Annotated in this window: 20 protein-coding genes; 11 read left to right on the top strand and 9 right to left on the bottom strand. The window is 63.9% G+C overall.

The genetic code is table 11. The annotated features are described in order from the left end of the window. Positions 1-27: 27 nt before the first annotated feature. From ilvC to EGH24_RS04295, 4 genes are all read right to left on the bottom strand, one after another. A complete protein-coding gene (gene ilvC / locus EGH24_RS04280; protein ID WP_142978936.1) occupies positions 28-1,032 on the bottom strand; it encodes a ketol-acid reductoisomerase in 1,005 nt (334 codons plus the stop codon). 24 nt (positions 1,033-1,056) lie between these two features. Beyond that, positions 1,057-1,770, bottom strand: coding sequence for an acetolactate synthase small subunit (gene ilvN, locus EGH24_RS04285; protein WP_142978937.1), 714 nt, complete (start codon positions 1,768-1,770; stop codon positions 1,057-1,059). Next, a complete protein-coding gene (ilvB, locus tag EGH24_RS04290) occupies positions 1,767-3,557 on the bottom strand; it encodes a biosynthetic-type acetolactate synthase large subunit (protein ID WP_142978938.1) in 1,791 nt (596 codons plus the stop codon). The genes ilvN and ilvB overlap by 4 nt, the downstream gene beginning before the upstream one ends. 361 nt (positions 3,558-3,918) lie before the next feature. Next, positions 3,919-5,118: a LeuA family protein gene (locus EGH24_RS04295; RefSeq protein ID WP_142978939.1), complete on the bottom strand. Its 1,200-nt coding sequence runs from the start codon at positions 5,116-5,118 to the stop codon at positions 3,919-3,921. Positions 5,119-5,413: 295 nt separating this feature from the next. Here EGH24_RS04295 and EGH24_RS04300 point away from each other — a divergent pair, with 295 nt between their 5' ends. After that, the gene (locus EGH24_RS04300; protein WP_142978940.1) at positions 5,414-5,677 is read left to right on the top strand and encodes a YgaP family membrane protein; all 264 of its coding nucleotides are present in this window, start codon (positions 5,414-5,416) and stop codon (positions 5,675-5,677) included. 8 nt (positions 5,678-5,685) lie between these two features. Here EGH24_RS04300 and EGH24_RS04305 read toward each other — a convergent pair whose 3' ends face one another. From EGH24_RS04305 to EGH24_RS04310, 3 genes are all read right to left on the bottom strand, one after another. Then, complete coding sequence (locus tag EGH24_RS04305; protein ID WP_142978941.1) at positions 5,686-6,945, bottom strand: glycosyltransferase; 1,260 nt, start codon at positions 6,943-6,945, stop codon at positions 5,686-5,688. Between the two features lie 212 nt (positions 6,946-7,157). Next, positions 7,158-7,310 carry a hypothetical protein gene (locus tag EGH24_RS15490; RefSeq protein WP_221886708.1) on the bottom strand — a complete coding sequence of 51 codons (153 nt, stop codon included), beginning with the start codon at positions 7,308-7,310 and terminating at the stop codon, positions 7,158-7,160. Between the two features lie 67 nt (positions 7,311-7,377). Further along, the gene (locus tag EGH24_RS04310) at positions 7,378-7,680 is read right to left on the bottom strand and encodes a hypothetical protein (protein WP_142978942.1); all 303 of its coding nucleotides are present in this window, start codon (positions 7,678-7,680) and stop codon (positions 7,378-7,380) included. A 413-nt stretch (positions 7,681-8,093) separates the two neighbouring features. Between EGH24_RS04310 and EGH24_RS04320 the strand changes: the two genes are divergently transcribed. Together EGH24_RS04320 and EGH24_RS04325 are read left to right on the top strand one after the other, a co-directional pair. Then, positions 8,094-8,378: a DUF5779 family protein gene (locus EGH24_RS04320; RefSeq protein ID WP_142978944.1), complete on the top strand. Its 285-nt coding sequence runs from the start codon at positions 8,094-8,096 to the stop codon at positions 8,376-8,378. A 127-nt stretch (positions 8,379-8,505) separates the two neighbouring features. Further along, positions 8,506-9,843 carry a sodium:calcium antiporter gene (locus tag EGH24_RS04325; RefSeq protein ID WP_142978945.1) on the top strand — a complete coding sequence of 446 codons (1,338 nt, stop codon included), beginning with the start codon at positions 8,506-8,508 and terminating at the stop codon, positions 9,841-9,843. A gap of 20 nt (positions 9,844-9,863) precedes the next feature. On the opposite strand, the gene EGH24_RS04330 is transcribed toward EGH24_RS04325, so the two are convergent. After that, a complete protein-coding gene (locus tag EGH24_RS04330; protein WP_142978946.1) occupies positions 9,864-11,249 on the bottom strand; it encodes a DUF2391 family protein in 1,386 nt (461 codons plus the stop codon). A 142-nt stretch (positions 11,250-11,391) separates the two neighbouring features. Here EGH24_RS04330 and EGH24_RS04335 point away from each other — a divergent pair, with 142 nt between their 5' ends. After that, a complete protein-coding gene (locus tag EGH24_RS04335) occupies positions 11,392-12,093 on the top strand; it encodes a hypothetical protein (protein WP_185903232.1) in 702 nt (233 codons plus the stop codon). Between the two features lie 3 nt (positions 12,094-12,096). Continuing rightward, a complete protein-coding gene (locus EGH24_RS04340) occupies positions 12,097-12,525 on the top strand; it encodes a hypothetical protein (RefSeq protein ID WP_142978947.1) in 429 nt (142 codons plus the stop codon). Positions 12,526-12,535: 10 nt separating this feature from the next. On the opposite strand, the gene EGH24_RS04345 is transcribed toward EGH24_RS04340, so the two are convergent. After that, positions 12,536-12,745 carry a ribbon-helix-helix domain-containing protein gene (locus EGH24_RS04345; RefSeq protein ID WP_142978948.1) on the bottom strand — a complete coding sequence of 70 codons (210 nt, stop codon included), beginning with the start codon at positions 12,743-12,745 and terminating at the stop codon, positions 12,536-12,538. Positions 12,746-12,846: 101 nt separating this feature from the next. Here EGH24_RS04345 and EGH24_RS04350 point away from each other — a divergent pair, with 101 nt between their 5' ends. From EGH24_RS04350 to EGH24_RS04375, 6 genes are all read left to right on the top strand, one after another. Beyond that, the gene (locus EGH24_RS04350) at positions 12,847-13,092 is read left to right on the top strand and encodes a DUF5816 domain-containing protein (protein ID WP_142978949.1); all 246 of its coding nucleotides are present in this window, start codon (positions 12,847-12,849) and stop codon (positions 13,090-13,092) included. A gap of 160 nt (positions 13,093-13,252) precedes the next feature. Further along, positions 13,253-13,600, top strand: coding sequence for a DUF7116 family protein (locus EGH24_RS04355; RefSeq protein WP_142978950.1), 348 nt, complete (start codon positions 13,253-13,255; stop codon positions 13,598-13,600). Positions 13,601-13,716: 116 nt separating this feature from the next. Continuing rightward, entirely contained in the window at positions 13,717-14,136 is a 420-nt protein-coding gene (locus EGH24_RS04360) for a universal stress protein (protein WP_142978951.1), read from the top strand. 54 nt (positions 14,137-14,190) lie between these two features. Continuing rightward, a complete protein-coding gene (locus tag EGH24_RS04365) occupies positions 14,191-14,847 on the top strand; it encodes a helix-turn-helix domain-containing protein (RefSeq protein ID WP_142978952.1) in 657 nt (218 codons plus the stop codon). 78 nt (positions 14,848-14,925) lie between these two features. Continuing rightward, on the top strand, positions 14,926-15,672 hold the full coding sequence (locus EGH24_RS04370; RefSeq protein ID WP_142978953.1) for a lycopene cyclase domain-containing protein: 747 nt from the start codon (positions 14,926-14,928) through the stop codon (positions 15,670-15,672). A gap of 79 nt (positions 15,673-15,751) precedes the next feature. Beyond that, positions 15,752-16,063, top strand: coding sequence for a 30S ribosomal protein S24e (locus EGH24_RS04375; RefSeq protein ID WP_142978954.1), 312 nt, complete (start codon positions 15,752-15,754; stop codon positions 16,061-16,063). Positions 16,064-16,065: the final 2 nt, after the last annotated feature.

The following is a 16,065-nucleotide window of genomic DNA, read 5'->3' on the forward strand; positions in this document are numbered from 1 at the left end:
AGTGTACTCCTGTATCCGCAGCCGTATTTACTCGTCGGCCCACGAGAAGAGGCCGCGCAGTTCCTCGCCGACGCCCTCGATCTCGTGGTTTTCTTCGGCGGTTTTCAGCTGGTCGTAGTTCGGCCGGCCGGCCTGGTTCTCCAGAATCCACTGCCGGGCGAAGGTGCCGTCCTGGACCTCTTCGAGGACTTCCTCCATCTGTTCGCGGGCGTGGTCGTCGACGACGCGGTCGCCGCGGGTCAGCCCACCGTACTCGGCCGTGTCGGAGACCGACTCCCACATCTCGCCGAGGCCGCCCTCGTACATGAGGTCGACAATCAGCTTCAGTTCGTTCATGCACTCGAAGTANGCCATCTCNNNGNNGTAGCCGGCNTCGACGAGCGTCTCNTANCCCTGNTTGACGAGGCTGGTGACGCCGCCGCACAGCACCGCCTGCTCGCCGAACAGGTCCGTCTCCGTCTCCTCGCGGAACGTCGTCTCGATGACGCCCGCGCGGGTNCAGCCGATNNCNTTCGCGTANGCNAGGNCNNNCTCNTNGGCGTCGCCGGTCACGTCTTGGTAGACGGCGACCAGACCGGGCGTGCCCTCGTCGGCCTCGTAGTTCCGCCGCACGAGGTGGCCCGGCGATTTCGGGGCGACNANNGTNACGTNNANGTCGTCGCNNGGCTGGATNTGGTTGTAGTGNATGTTGAANCCGTGNGCGAACTGCAGCGTGTCGCCNGNNTCNAGNNCGTCCTNGATNTGGTCGTAGACCGCGGGCTGGACCGTATCGGGAACCAGAATCGAGACCACGTCGGCCTGGGCGGCCGCCTTGGGTGGCGTCGCCACGTCGAGCCCGTCGCTTTCGGCGGCGTCCCGCGAGGACGAGCCTTCGCGGAGGCCGACGACCACGTCGATCCCGCTGTCGTTGAGGTTCTGGGCGTGGGCGTGGCCTTGGCTGCCGTAGCCGATGATTGCCACCGTGGCGTCGTCCAGATAGCCGGTGTCTGCGTCGTCGTCGTAGTAGATCGTCGCGTCGAGTTCGTCTGCCATTGTGTCTCCGGAAAGACGCCCCCCTTAGTTGGTGGTTTCGGCTTGGCTTTCGGCCGCGCCGTCGCCAGCCGCGTCGTTCTCGGTGCCACCGTCGGTTTCAACGCCGACGGCGGTTGCCTCCGCAGCGGGCTTCTCGCCGGGCGTCGTGGGCGTACTCCCGCGGGCGAGGGCGGTTGGGCCCGTCCGGGCGATCTCGATGATGCCGAACTGCCGGTAGGCGTCCAGCGCGTCCTCGATCTCGTCGTACTCGCCGGTAAGCTGAACCGTGATCGTCTCCGGCCCCGCGTCGAGCGTTTCGCCGTCGTACATCTCGGTGACCGCTTGCACCTTGTCCGGCTCGTCGCCGTTGACCTTCAGCAGGACGAGCTCCGAGCGGATCGGCCGGTTTTCGAGTTCGCCGACCGAGATGACCGGCTTGAGCTTGGCGAGCTGTTTCTTCGCTTGGTCGATGCCGGGTTCGGGTTCCTCAACGATGAGGGTAAGTCTGGCGTTGCCCTCGACGGTCGTCGGGCCGACCGTCAGGCTCTCGATGTTGAACTGCCGGCGGGAGAACAGCCCCGCGATCCGGGCGAGCACGCCGGGCTCGTGTTCGACGAGCGCGGAGATCATCGCCGTGCGGCTCTCGGGTTCGGCCTCGACCTCGGGGTCGATCCGAATCCCTTGGCTGTTGCGCCGGCCGTCCGGGTGTGGGCGTTCCTCCGGTGGCGGCCCTTGCAGGCCCTGTTGGTTCTCCGTCATAGTTGGTCCTCCGAGAGGGCGAACTTGCCATTTGGCGCGCCGCTTGCGACCATCGGATAGACGTTGGCGTCGGGATCGATGTGGAAATCGATGACCGACGGACCGTCGTACTCAAGGGCGGCTTCGACGGTGTCGGCGACCTCGTCGTAGTCGTTGACGCGCCAGCCTTTCGCGCCGAAGGCTTCGGCGAGTTTGTCGAATTCTGGCATCCAGTTGTAATCGGAGGCCATGTGGCGGCCCTCGAAGAAGGCGTCCTGCCACTGCCGAACCATCCCGACGTACTCGTTGTTNANNACGNNNACNGTGATGTCGAGNTCCTCGCGGACGGCGACGGTGAGCTCCTGACACGTCATCAGGAAGGAGCCGTCGCCGTCGAAACAGACGACCGACTGCTCGTCGTCGGCCGCGAACCGCGCGCCGATGGCCGCGGGNAGGCCGTANCCCATCGTNCCNAGCCCNTGNGAGGAGACCCACGTNCGCGGCTCGGTGNANNNCCAGTACTGNNNNGCCCACATCTGGTGTTGGCCGACGCCGNTNGTGACGANGGTGTNGTCNTCNGTNGCNTCGTCGAAGGCTTCGACGATGAACTCCGGTCGCAGCGGCGCGTCCTTGTCGACCGAGTAGTCCATCGGGTACTCGTCTTTCCACGTCGCACACTGCTCGCGCCACTCGCGGGCGTCCGGTTCGTGCTCCATTTCCTCAGTCAACTGGTCGAGGACCGTCCCCGCGTCGCCGATACAGGGATAGTCGGCGTGGATATTTTTCGAGATTTCGGCGGGGTCGATGTCAACGTGGACGACCTCTGCCTCAGGCGCGAAGGTATCGATGCCGCCGGTTAGGCGGTCGTCGAAGCGGGTGCCGACGCCGATCAGGCAGTCGGTGTGGGTGATCGCCATGTTGGCGTACCCAGTCCCGTGCATGCCCGCCCACGAGAGACAGAGTTCGTCGTCCTCGGGGTAGCTGCCGATGCCGGGCATCGTCGTCACGACCGGGATGCCGTGTTCGCGCGCGAACTCGCGGGCGGTCTCGCTGGCTTCGGCCTTGATGACGCCGCCGCCGAGCAGGAGGAGCGGTTTTTCGGCGCGCTCGATGGCGCGGGCGGCCGCATCGATATCCTCTTCGTCGGCCGTGGTCGGTGGCTCTTGGCCGGCCGGGAGCTCGGGCTCGCCGGGCTCGTTGTCGGTCTCCTCGAAGCTCACGTCCTTCGGGAGGTCGACCAGCGTCGGGCCGGGGCGGCCGGATTCCGAGAGCGCGAACGCCTCGCCGACGGTGTCGCCGATGGTGTCGGCGGAGCTGGCGAACCAGTTGTGCTTGGTGATTGGCATCGTGACACCGGTCGTGTCGGTCTCTTGGAAGGCGTCGNNNCCGACNANNTCNNTCGGNACTTGGCCNGTCAGNGCGACNANCGNGTCGGAGTCCATGTNGGCGTCGGCGATGCCGGTGACGAGGTTNGTCGCNCCNGGNCCCGANGTGGCNANGNNGATGCCGGGCTCGTTGGCGACGACGCCGTAGGCATCGGCCGCGTGGGCCGCGCCTTGCTCGTGGGCCATCGTAATGTGTTCGATGTCGGAATCCCACAGCGCGTCGTAGACGGGCATGATCGCCCCGCCCTGGACGCCGAAGGCGTGTTGGACGCCGCCGTTTTCGAGCGCACGGACGATGGCCGTCGAGCCGTCGGTAACGGGCGTCCGCCCGCTGTCGGCCTCACTGGCCGCGTCGTCCGCGGTCGCTTCCTCCGCTGTTGATTCTTCGTCGGCATCGGGTGGTGATTTGGCTGTTTCGCTCATTGGCCTGCTCCTGTTGTCGGTCGGTCGTGGTCTGTTGTGTGTGGTCGTGAATGCATGGTTTGCTGTCGGGTGGATGGAAGTTCGACACCGTCAGTCGGTGTGGATCGAACGCCGGAGATGGGGGTGAAAAGTGGAGTCGGGGTTAGACCCCTACAATACCGCGTACGCCGACAGCACGGGCTCGGGCGACCGCCGCGCCGAGAGGTCGTTGCTGTGGCATCGTACCCGAAGAAATGACACGGTTCTTTATAATAGTTACGCGTTTCCGGTGATCGGCTCGATCTCGACGACCATGCCGTCGCCGCGCTGTCGGCTGGCTGGGGCTGTCGCTCACCGGGTGCAAACAAGCGGGAGACGGGCATTAGACCCGTACCTCCTCGGAATCGGCTTCGGCGACACCGACCTCCTCGGCGAAGCGTGCGATAACGCTGTCGGTGACCTGCTCCTTCTCGGCCCCGAACTCTTTGACGAGTTTGGTGACTGCTCGGACCTCGGAGTCGCTTGGCTCGTAGTTGAGTTCCTCCAAGCGTTTCCGGACCGAGTGGGTGCCGGTGTGTTTGCCAAGGACGAACTCGCGGGACGCCCCGACCATCTCGGGGGTCATCACGCCGGGCTCGAAGGTGTCGGTGTTCTCCATGACGCCCGCGGCGTGGATGCCGCTCTCGTGGGCGAAGGCGTTGTCGCCGACGACCGCTTTGTTGACCGGGATCGGAATCGTCGATTTCTCTTCGACGAGTTTCGCTAACTCGGTGATCCGTGTCGTGTCGATGCCGGTGTCGACGTTGTAGAGGCTCTCGGCCGACATGACGACCTCCTCGAAGGCCGCGTTGCCGGCGCGTTCGCCGATGCCGTTGACCGAGACCTGCGCCTGGTGGGCGCCGGCCTCGNAGCCGGNNANCGCGTTNGCGGNNGCCAGCCCGAAGTCGTCGTGGGTGTGGACGTCGATCCGGGCGTCGGTGTGTTCGCCGACGAGCCTGATGAGCTTCGCAAACCGCGAGGGGGTTGCGACGCCACAGGTGTCGGGGATGTTGATCCAGTCGNNNCCNGCCTCGNNGACNGCCTCGACGACNTCGACNAGGAACGNCTCGTNNGTCCGGGTCGCGTCCATCGGCGAGAACATGACCTCGAGGCCCGCATCGCGGACCTGCTCGACGCTGGCGACCGCGCGCTCGACGGCCTCCTCGCGGCTCGCGTGCATCGAGTCCTGCAACTGCACGTCGCTCGTGGAAACGAAGACGTGCACCATGTCCACGCCAGCGTCGATCGCCGCTTGGACGTCCTTCTCGACAACGCGGGCGAGCCCGCAGGTCGTCGCCGACGTTGCCGCCGCGATGTCCGAGACGGCCTCGAACTCCGGCTCGGAGTTGACGGGGAACCCAGCCTCGATGACGTGGGTGCCCATCTCGTCCAGCAGCTCGGCGATGGCGCGTTTGTCGTTGTAATCAAACGATGTGCGTGGTGACTGTTCGCCATCACGCAGCGTCGTGTCGAAAATTCGTACTGACTCTATTTCGTCAGTGTTAGTCAATGTGCCCTCGAAGAACTCGATCCGCCGGGGAATCCGACGTGTCCTCCGTGTCGTGGTGAGACATGTACCCGAAGTAAGTGGCTACATGAGTAATAAACCCATCGCTCCGAACGGGGTAAAATAAGTCAAGTGTCCAATCAGACTTGCTAAAACCACGAGAAAAGTTACCAAGCCGCAATAACTGCGCTGACAGCCCTTCCTACATATGGCTCACAAACTGTGAGTCTCCTCGCTTGTTGCCGAAATGTGCAGTTTCGACCGTCGGTATACAACAGGTAGATGGTCTCTATACGGTTGGTTTATACATTTGAACGGCGTACTAGCTGGTATGAGCGGTCGAAAAACAAACGTTGGTCGTCGTGATCGAATCGTCCGAGCCCTCCTGACGCCGATTGCCCTCGGTGCTATCGTGTGGCTCTATACGTCAGTTCCACAGACACTGGCGACGCTGGCAGCCATGGGTGGCCTCGGTCTCGTTGCCATCGTTCTCGGCACGGGTGCGCTGACTGGCACCTGTGGCGTCTACGCCGCACTTGGTTTCGATACCTGCAGTTGTGTCGACGAGTACGCTGGCGGCGATACGTGGGGATAGCAGCAGTTTCAGTCGTTCGCTGACGACGAGGGCTCGTCTGTCTCTTCTGGTTCGTTCGGTTGCATAACCGTTGCATCAAAGTCTGGGTTCATATCTGCGAGCGTTTCGGCACTCGCACGCTCCGGCTGCTCCTTTGTCGCACGTCCCGGCGTTTTCTCGGTGATTTTGAAGTCTTTTGCCGGCCGTAGTAGCCCCCAAAACGCGCCGACTGCGTGGAGTGCCACGACGATCGGTGTCAACACCAGATAGATCGGCCACACCTCGGGATACTTTTTGTACTCGATCAATCCGGCGATCATATACACGAACAGCATGCTGAACAGGCCGATCGAGGTAATCCAATAGAGCTCGTGTTGGGGCACGAACTCGGGATACAGAAACGCCAACACGGACAACAGCGGGATCACTGGCGACAGCGTCCACGTGATGATCCGTGCGAACTGCAACGGGAGATACCGCTTGGGGAGGCGGTACATATCCCGCAAGGTACCGGACATCCACCGTCGTCGCTGATTGAACATGCTGCGGATCGTTGGCGGGGCCTGATTCCGAAACCGCCTGTTGAGCAGTCGGTATTCGAACTTGCCGCCCTGCTGATCGACGTACTTCGCGGCCCGCCAGATGTAGGTTGTGTCCTCGGTGATCGTCGGCACGTCCCACGTGACCTCGTTTTCGAGTTCGTGCCGGACGGCGACGGCTCCGCCCCACGCATAGAGCGGGTACGCCATCCGGTGAAACGCCCGTTGTTCGCGCTGGTAGCCGACCCGGAAGACTTCACAGAGATACACCCACCACGACCCGGTTCGCAGCGGGTGTTCGCTGATCTGGATCAGATCAGCCGCCGGCAACCCTTCGAAGTTGACTATGATGCTGTCCTCGTCGAGATACAGGATATACTCCTGCTCGCACTCGACATGCTTTCGTGCCCATTCGATCGCTCGGCCTTTCTTTTGGGCCGCGCTCTCGAAGTCCTCGGGAACGACGTGGACATCCGCGCCGTCGATATCCATCTCGGCTTCGGCGATCACTTTCGTCGCGCCGATTCCGGTCGGCACCGAGTTGGCTGTCACCTGCACGGTCGACGGCGAGTTGTAGGTCAAAATTCGCACTTGAATGTTGTCGAGAGGGATTTCACTCTCATTGTCGGCCTGCCAGCCGGTGGCCAGCACTGTCACTTCGAGAAGCCACCAGAACGAGGAAAAGCCATACAGCACCAGCGTTACCCAAAATACCAGTCCGATGACTGTCCCGACGGCCAGTTCAGTCATCGACCACTCCGCGAACCAATCCCTCGCCGCGGATCGTCGCTATTGGTTTCAGTGTCGAGTGGAGGGTCACGGTTCTGACAGGTGGTTCAACAGTCGACTACTTCAAACTGCTGTCCGAACGGGTGTGGCGAGAACGTAGCGACTGAGACAGCGCGCTAGCGACCCTCGGTCGCTACTTCGATGCTGTCGTCGGGACTTCTCGCGGCCGGGGCTCAGTCGTCAGCCGGCGGCGCGACTTCTCCCGGCGACTCCTCGGCGTCGAGTTCCGGTTCTTCGGTGTCGTGCGATGCAAGCGTTCGTGTCCGTGACTCGGATTCGGTTTCGACTTCGTCCCAGTCGATGGCCATATCTACATGGTGGCACATGACAACAGTTGTCACGGTCTGGACGAAAATAAATCCTCGGTCCAAGCGGCTCTGCGGCCACGTACGGTTATAATTCGCCACTATACTGAAAGTGTTCGACGACCGGCGTATGGCTATCGTCGGCGATTTCGGCGATGTTTTTCCCGTGCATGATCCGCGAGATATAGCTGATTTCTGTGACCGCCAGCCCGTCGTCGCCCTCGCCGAGGTGGAGCGTGAAGCTCGTCACCGGCCCCGAACTCTGGCCGTCGATCGGCCGCAACTCGATCCGGTAGTCGCCGCCGTCGAGTGCCTTGCATTCGACCACCTGACACATGATCCAGTCGTCGGGAATCGTCTTTTTGCGCAGCCGGTCCCCGTTGAGCTGCATATAGTCGTTTTTCCGAACCCCCGCCGGAGTGATCCTATCGGACGCCATGTGCGCGTGCCCGACACCTGCACCCGGGGGCTACTAAATCCCACAGGTACCGCGCTGTGTGCGGCTGCTCGCGTCGAGGTCGTGTTCAAACCAACCGAGGAGACTGGAAACATCTCGAAAGCCCCACCCGATTGCGGCTGCTTGGCTTGCCAACGCGGAGGGACTGAAAGGGGCCGGCGGGTCGGCGAACCCGGACGATGCAAGCACCGCAGGAGTGAGCAGCGCGAACGACGAGGAGCGCAGCGAGTCCCGGGAGCCGAGCCGCCGGGGGCTTTCGAGGTGTTCTCAATCCAATCGCACTACGCTGCACGGTATCCGCGATCGAACCCCCGAACGCTTTTACTCCGCCCGGCGAACCGGCCTGTATGGCTGATTTCGACCTCGACCTCCGGGAAGCGGAAGCCCAACTCGACGACATGCCGAGCGACGAAGTCGTCTTGGGCGTACTCAACGGCGAGACGGAGGGCACCGAGTGGGTGCAGGCGGTCACGCAGGGCAACGTGTTGGTCCTCGCCATCGAGGGCGACCTCAACGAGTTGGCCGCCGGCTTCGCCCGCGATATCAAGGAGATGGGCGGCGAACTCATGCACTTTCGAGAATTTTTGATCGTCACGCCGCCGGAAACCGCGATCAACACCGACCGGCTGTGAGCCGTGCCGTTCGACCGCCGGCGACCCCTCGTTGCCAGCGACGGGTCTCCGTTGCAACCGATAGCTCCCCGCCGTCACCGACGACCGAGAACGCAAGGGATAGAAACGTCGCCACTGAGGGATAGGTATGCGTGATCGACTTCGCCATCCGTTGGTCGCAGTCACCCTCGTCGTCGCCCTCACGGTTCCGTGGCTCTACACGTTCTTCTCCTACGGCGGCTACGACACTGTCCATCCGGGCGAGAACATCTCCCCGGTCATGGCTGGCCTGATCGGCGGGCTGGCCATCCTCGGCGCGGCGTTCCTGCTCGCGTGGGCGGCCGAAACTGCTGAGAAGGATGTCCCCCAATCGTTTGCGATCGCCGTGCTGGCGGTGCTGGCGGTCGCCCCCGAGTACGCCGTNGACGCGCTGTACGCCTGGNAGGCCGGNGCGGNGCCNGNCNCGCCCGCCTCGNNGNANGCNGNNAACCTCGCNGTNGCNAACATGACCGGCGCGAACCGNATCCTCNTCGGCNTCGGCTGGTCGGGCATCGCGCTGTTCACGGTCTACCGCGCGAAACAGACCCGCGATACGGCCGTTGAGGATCGCCCCGGTTTGCTGGCCGACGTGGTGACGCTCGACCGCGGGATTGCGACGGAGATCACCTTTCTGCTGGCGGCGACGGTCTTTGCGTTCTTCATCCCGCTTGGTGGCGGCATCGGCCCCGTCGATACGGTCGTCCTCGTCGGGCTCTACCTGCTGTATCTCCTCGTTGCGATCCGCGGGATGGTCGTCGAACCCGAAGCCAGGATCGGCGTTCCGGCCTACTTCCAGGCCCTGCCGAAACCGCAACGTGTCGCCTTCGTGATCCTCGGGTTTGCTTTCTCGGGGGCGATCATCTTCACTGCCGTCCACCCCTTTGCCGAGGGGCTCGAACAGATCGGCCTGCAGTACGGCATCCCCGAGTTCTTCATGATNCAGTGGNTCGCNCCGCTNGCCTCCGAGNNNCCNGANCTCATCGTCGTCGCCTACCTCGTCAACAAGGCNCGNNCGACNGCCGGCTTCAACNCGCTCATCTCCTCGAANCTGAACCAGTGGACGCTNCTNATCGGNACGCTNGCNGTCGTCTACTCGATCTCTGCGGGCGCGGTCGGGACACTCCCCTTTGATTCCAAACAGGCCGCCGAAATCTGGATCACCGCCGGCCAGAGCCTCTTCGCTATCGGTATCCTCGCCAACTTCGAGATCAGCATGCGGGAGGCAATCGGCCTGCTTGTGCTGTTTGCTTCGCAGGTACTCGCCGAGTTCTACATCATCCGGACTGTCGCCGAGCCGGCGGCGACCGCGCTCAGTACTGACCTCCTCTATGCGTACACGGTCGTGTATCTGGTAATCGGCGGTGCCCTGCTGTTCAAACGCCGCGCGAGCGTCCGGACGCTTTTCGGCCGGACGATGGAGAAAATCAAGATCGCACTGAGTTTCTGACTCTTGACGACCCCGAAGGTTTATTCTTCGTTGCTGTCGCCAACCGAGTCGCTCCTGCCGGCCGAGTCGCCCCCGTCAGTGAGGGCAGCGAGGTCGTCGTTGATGTCGGCCCCTGAACTCTCTCCGGGGAGGATATCGCCGAGCGACGCGCCGAAGGAGGCGACCGTCCAGACGACGCTGATCCGCGCCAGCGCGACCACCGGCTCCCGCCAGCCGTCGACCCGGCCCCACAGCGTCATCAACGCCGCTGCCGTCAGGAAGGAGACGACGGCGATCCCGACGAGTCGGCGGGGAATGAGCCCGAAGATCGGGCGGTTGACCCGCACGTCCTGGGGGCCGGCCCAGTAGACCAACGCGAGGATCATCAACAGGACGAACGCCGCGTTGAGCACGAACGCCACGGGAACGCCGCCGAGCCGAACCGAGAGGAAGAAGCCGGCGATCTCGAAGACGCCGTCCTCGACGAGGAATGGAATCGCAAAGAAGACGCTGCCGACGAAGGCTTCGGCGATGTCCCGCGACGTATACTTCTGGATGCGGTCGCCGAACCCGTCGTCGAGGGCAGCTTGCACCGTCTCCTCACGGATGCGGTTGACCGCCTCGCGGTCGCGTTCGTCGACGACGGATTCCAGATCGTCGAACTCCGCGTTGATCGCGCTGACGAGTTCGCCGTCGGCCCACTCGTCAACCGCATCCGGTAGCCCCGCCGTGGGTGGTTTTTCGCGGGCCGCTGTGGCCCCACTCGCGTTCCTGCCGGTCGCGGCCGGTGGGCCCACACTTGGCGCGGGATCGTTTTCCGAGAGGATGTCGCCGAGGGCGGCCCCGATCGAGCCGACAGTCCAGATCACGTTGATCCGCGCGACGGCCTCAACGGGGTCAGCCCAGCCGTTGACCCGCCCCCAGACCGTCATCAACACGGCGGCGACGAAGAAAGAGACGACGAGGATCATCACCACGCGCACGGGCAGGCTCCGGAGGACCACCGTCGTCTCCTCCTGGTTTCGTCCGGTCCACTCCAAGAGGGCGTAGGTCATCAACACGACGAACAGCGTGTTGGCGATCAGGAAGATCGGCACACCGGCGACGGTGGATTCGAAGAGGTGAGTGCCGATATCGAAGACGCCATCCTCGACCAACAGCGGCGAGGCGAAGATGACGCTGCCGACGAAGGCTTCGGCGGCGTCTCGGGCCTGTAGCTCCCGCACCTCGGAGTCGAGCAGGCCACGCTCGTAGGCCTCCGCCAGCAGGTGTTTGATGTCGCGGGTCTCCGCCGCCGCGGTCGGCGCGCTCGTCTCGGCGGTCAGCGCACGAAGGTCGGCAAAGAGGCTCTCGATCGTCGTCTCGGAGGGGTCGATCTCCTCGGAGCCGTTTCCGACGATGTCGTCAGTGGGTGCCGAGCCGGCCATGCTGCTATCGGTCGGTTGCAACCCCGACGGCATATAGCTACGCACCGGTCGTCGCAGCCGTGGCTGGCATGTAACGGCCGCTGGCGCGGGCGGCAGCGACGGCGTGGCTGTTTTTAAGCGTCCGCAGCCCCAACGAGCGTGCATGCCGATGAAAGGAAGCGGGACGGCCAGCCTCACGGAGATCGACCGCTTCGACGGCGGTGTGGGCTGGATCGCCTACCCCGATGAGACGATGCAACGCGCGAGCCACGCCCTGGCGACCGAGGAGGGCATCTGGCTGATCGACCCCGTTGACGCGCCGGGGCTTGACGACCTAATCGCCGACGTTGCCGCGGACGCCGGCACCGACGCTGTCGCCGGCGTCGTTGTCTGTCTCGATCGCCACAAGCGTGATGCGGCCGCGATTGCCCGCCGCCACGATACCGAGGTGTACATCCCGCGGTGGATGAGCGGCGTCGCCAGCAAACTCGACGCGCCAGTGACCCGGTTTGCGGGCGAACTCGGCGACTCCGGCTTCGAGTCGTTCGTGATCCGGGAGTCGTCGCTGCCGCCGTGGCAGGAGGTCGGCCTCTACAACCCCGACACCGGTACGCTCGTCGTCCCCGAATCCGTCGGGACGGCGTCGTATTTCCTTGCCGACGACGAGGTCCTCGGCGTTCACCCCATGTTGCGGCTGATGCCGCCGAAGACGCTCGAACGGTACGACCCCGAGCGGATCCTCGTCGGTCACGGTGCCGGCGTGCTGTCGGATGCTGCGGCCGCGCTCGATGCCGCCTTAGCGAGTTCGAAGAGCAACGCGATCGAACTCTACGGCAAGACCGCCAAGCAGTTCATCATGGGCTGACCAGTGGCCGTTTTTGTAACCCAAGGGCTCCTCGATGTCCTCATCGAATTCGCCGCCGACCGCGAGCCGGGGGAAGCCAACGTCCCGCTGGCGGCAACGCCCGCTGGCGACCTCGCGGGCGACGACGACCGGCTGCCCGACATCGACGACGACACCCCGGTCATCACGCACTTCTACCTGCCCGAGGCCGGCGGCTCCGTGAGTTCGGTCTTCGGCGTCGATCTCGGGACGCCGTCCGGCAGCGCGCAGGCCCGATTCATCTCTCACCCGACCGGCCCGCTCGGGGTCAGCAAGGAGGACGATCTGGCCGGCGTCGTGTTGGTGGCGACGCCGCCGTGGGACGCCGACACCGTCGCCGCTTTCGATCGTAGCGGTGCGACCGTCGAGTTGGTCACGCTGGACGCCGAACCGCCGGTCGAACGGATCGAGTAGTCGCGGTGACCTATTCTAGATAGCCCAAGTCCCGAAGCTGGTCGGTCACTTCGTCGAAATCAGCCTCGGTGAGGCTCCCGTCGGGCTGCTGTTGGATGACGATGCTGCGAAGCAGAAACCGGACGAGGTCGCTCGTCGAGGTGAAGCTGGTTCCCTCGATGGTTTCTTCGACGCGGTCGCCGAGTTCCTTCGGGATCGAGACGGTAGTGTAATCGGTCATACCGGTGGGTGAGGTGGCGATCTGAATAAGTCCTTGTGTCCACGGTTGCTGTCCCGCTCGTTCGGGACTAGAGCTAAACCGGCCGACCCACGTTATTCCGTATGGATCTCGACGCGGCGACGACCGAGGACGGCGAGACGGTCTACATCGACAGGAACGACGCCGAACGCGGCTCCGTCGGTCCGTTTCATCCGGTCTACGAGGACGAGGCTGGCACTGACCGCTGGGGTTACTACTGCAGTGGGTGTGAGGGCTTCGACAACGCGATGGACACGATGGGGCGGATCGTCTGCAACGCCTGTGAGAACGTTCGGAAACCCGACGAGTGGGACGCCGCCCACGAGTGAGCCATGAGCGATGCCGAGTGGCGACGACGACACGGCGTCGAGCAGGCGACCCGAACCCGACCGCGAATAAGCCACGAACGACCCACCAACGACCCAGTTTTGCGGCACGTACCGAAACTGTGGGAAGCTTTATCATGGATACTGCCGTACCCCCACGTGGATGGCCACTGTTACCATACCACCGACTGAGGAAGCCCGAAACGTGTTCAGAGGGCTCGGCTACGCCATCGAGGAGCGCGGCAGCGAGTTCGTGGCCGAGCGGAAATGGCGGCGCGTCCAGGTGACACCGCTCTGTGCGGACGACGCCAAAGAGCCGGGCGAAATGATCGAGTACGGCGAGGGAGGCGGCCCCCGTCTCCGCTGTTTTGTGACGTGGATGGATTGTACGGACGCGCTCAAATCGTATCTTCAGTCGGCCAAACCGCCCTACGATTGGGCGATCATCGGCATCGAGGGTGAGGATGATTTCGAGGTCGTCCACCCCGAGCCGAGCGTTGCCCCGGTCTGAGCCAGTTGGCTTGGCCGGCAGCGACTGACCGCTGAGTTCCGGGTTCGCCAGCGGACGGTTCATCCATCGCGCGGCGGAGCGGTACCCTCTTGCCGTCGGGACCTAAAAGATCGCTAATGACGCTGGTCGTCGTTCCGGTTCGCTACCCGCTCACCGAGCACTCGATGGCGACGCTGCGGGAAGCGATCAGGATCAGTGATGAACGCGGGGCCGACCTCTCGATCCTGCACGTCGATCTCTACCAGCACCCCAGCCATGTCACCCGGACCGAACTCAAACGCGCCGTCGAACGCGAGTTCGGCGCGATCGAACAGGCTCGCTACGTCATCCGCCGCGGGCTGTTGGTCGAGGAGACCATTCTCGAAGAGATCGTCTCCGAGGAGGCCGATACCGTCGTCATCGGCTCGAAACAGGCCGGGCGGTGGCGGGAGATGCTCCGGAAACTCCGGTCGGATCCCGATATCGGCGAGTACCTCCGCGGCGAGTTGGACTGTACGGTCATCACCGTCAGCGTCGACGGCGTGACGAGTCAGTGAAGCTATTGTTGTCGGTCGTCGAACCCCGGCCATGATCGCGGGAGGGATCACTCGATGACGGATGGGATGGTCAGCGCGCGGTTCCGCATGGAACTCCCAGATGGGCTGTGGACGAAAGAGCTCTCGACGCGGTTTCCGACCACGCAGTTCCGGCTTCTTGCCGGCGTCCCGGTCGAGGGCGGCTCGATGGCCCTCGGCGAGGTCACCGGCGAGCACGCCCCCGCGGCCGCAGAGGCGATCCGGACTCACGAGGCGATCCGTGAGTACGACGAGCTATACGCCGACACGACGCGAGCGATCGCCCAGTACAAGGGCGCACAGAAACCTTTCTTCGAGTTTTTCGACGAATCGGCCGTTCCCCCGGAGTTCCCCGTCGTCACCGAAAACGGGATCGTCGAGTTCGACGTGACGGTGACCCGCGAGCAGTTCGAGCACATGGGCGATGTCCTCGACGAAAGCGACACCAGCTACGAACTGGTCTCGGTCGTCAGCAACCGTGACAGCGAGTCGCTGTTGACCGACCGCCAGCGGGAGTGTCTCGCTGTCGCGCTCCGGGCGGGCTACTTCGAGATCCCACGGGACTGTACGCTGGCCGATGTAGCCGATCGGATCGACGTGGACAAATCGACCGCTAGCAAGACGATTCGCCGCGGCTCAGCCCGGGTAATCGAGTGGTTCCTCGTCGGGCAGGATGCGAGGCATACGCCATAGTCGTTCCGCGGGCCCGACCGCAATCACCCCACCGTTGTAGCCGCAATCTTGTTTTAGGTGTGGCCCCTACGTGGGGCAGTGCCCTCGACCTATCTGCAGTTCCATCTCGTCTTCACGCTGCCACCGTTGCTGTTGCTGTGGTACCTCACGCCGACCTACGAACCGACACGCCGGCGACGCGGCGCGATCGGACTGGCGATCCTCGTCGCTATCGCCGTCGCCTACACGACGCCGTGGGGGTCGTATATGATCCAGCGTGGCGCGTGGGCCTACGGCGAGGGCGTCGTCACCGCCCGGCTGCTGTCGATCCCGCTCGGCGAGTACCTGTTTTTCGGCATCCAAACGCTGACCGTCGGTTTTTACCTCTATTGGCGCGGCTTCGATCCCCGCTACGAGCCGGGTGATTTCGCGTGGCTCCCGCGGATCGCCGGCGTCGCAGCCGGCGTGGCCCTCTTTGGCGGCGGGCTCTGGATGGTGTTTCAGCGACCGTCGTGGCTCTATATCGGCGGGCTGCTCGCGTGGGTCGGGCCAGTCGTCGCCCTGCAGTGGGCCGTCGGCGGCGGCTACCTCGTGCGCAAACCGCGAGCGTGGATCGAGGCGTCGCTGGTGCCGACGGTCTATCTGTGGATCATCGATCGCTGGGCAATCGGCCGCGGCCTGTGGATCCTTTCGGATCGATATACCACGGGCGTCGCGCCGTTCGGCCTGCCGATCGAGGAGATCCTGTTTTTCCTCTCGGCGGGCGTGATGACTGTGACCGGCCTCGTCCTCTTCGAGTGGGTGGTTGATTGGAACGATCAGCGGACGGCTGCGGCCGAGCCGTAATTTTGCCCGCCGCGGCGATACCCGAGAGCACCCTTCGAAATCCTTTTACAGCTTTCGGGTGGAGTATGGACAACTAACCATGGACGTCACTATCGTCTCCGAGGAGGAGAACCCCATGTTGCACCGCACGGACATCCGCTTCGAGACCGTTCACGACGAGGAAACGCCATCACGGCTCTCCGTCCGTGACAGCCTCGCCGCGAAACTCGACAAAGACGCAGAGGAGGTCGTCGTCCACGAACTCGACACTACCTTCGGCATGCGGAAGACGCTGGGCTACGCGAAGGTCTACGACAGCCCGGAGTTCGCCGCTGAGGTCGAACAGGAACACATGCTCGAACGCAACAAGATCGCCGACGACGCCGACGCTGCCGACGCCGAGGAAGCCTAAGG

Origin of the sequence: Halonotius terrestris (assembly GCF_006861665.1) — an archaeon.
Lineage (GTDB): Archaea > Halobacteriota > Halobacteria > Halobacteriales > Haloferacaceae > Halonotius > Halonotius terrestris.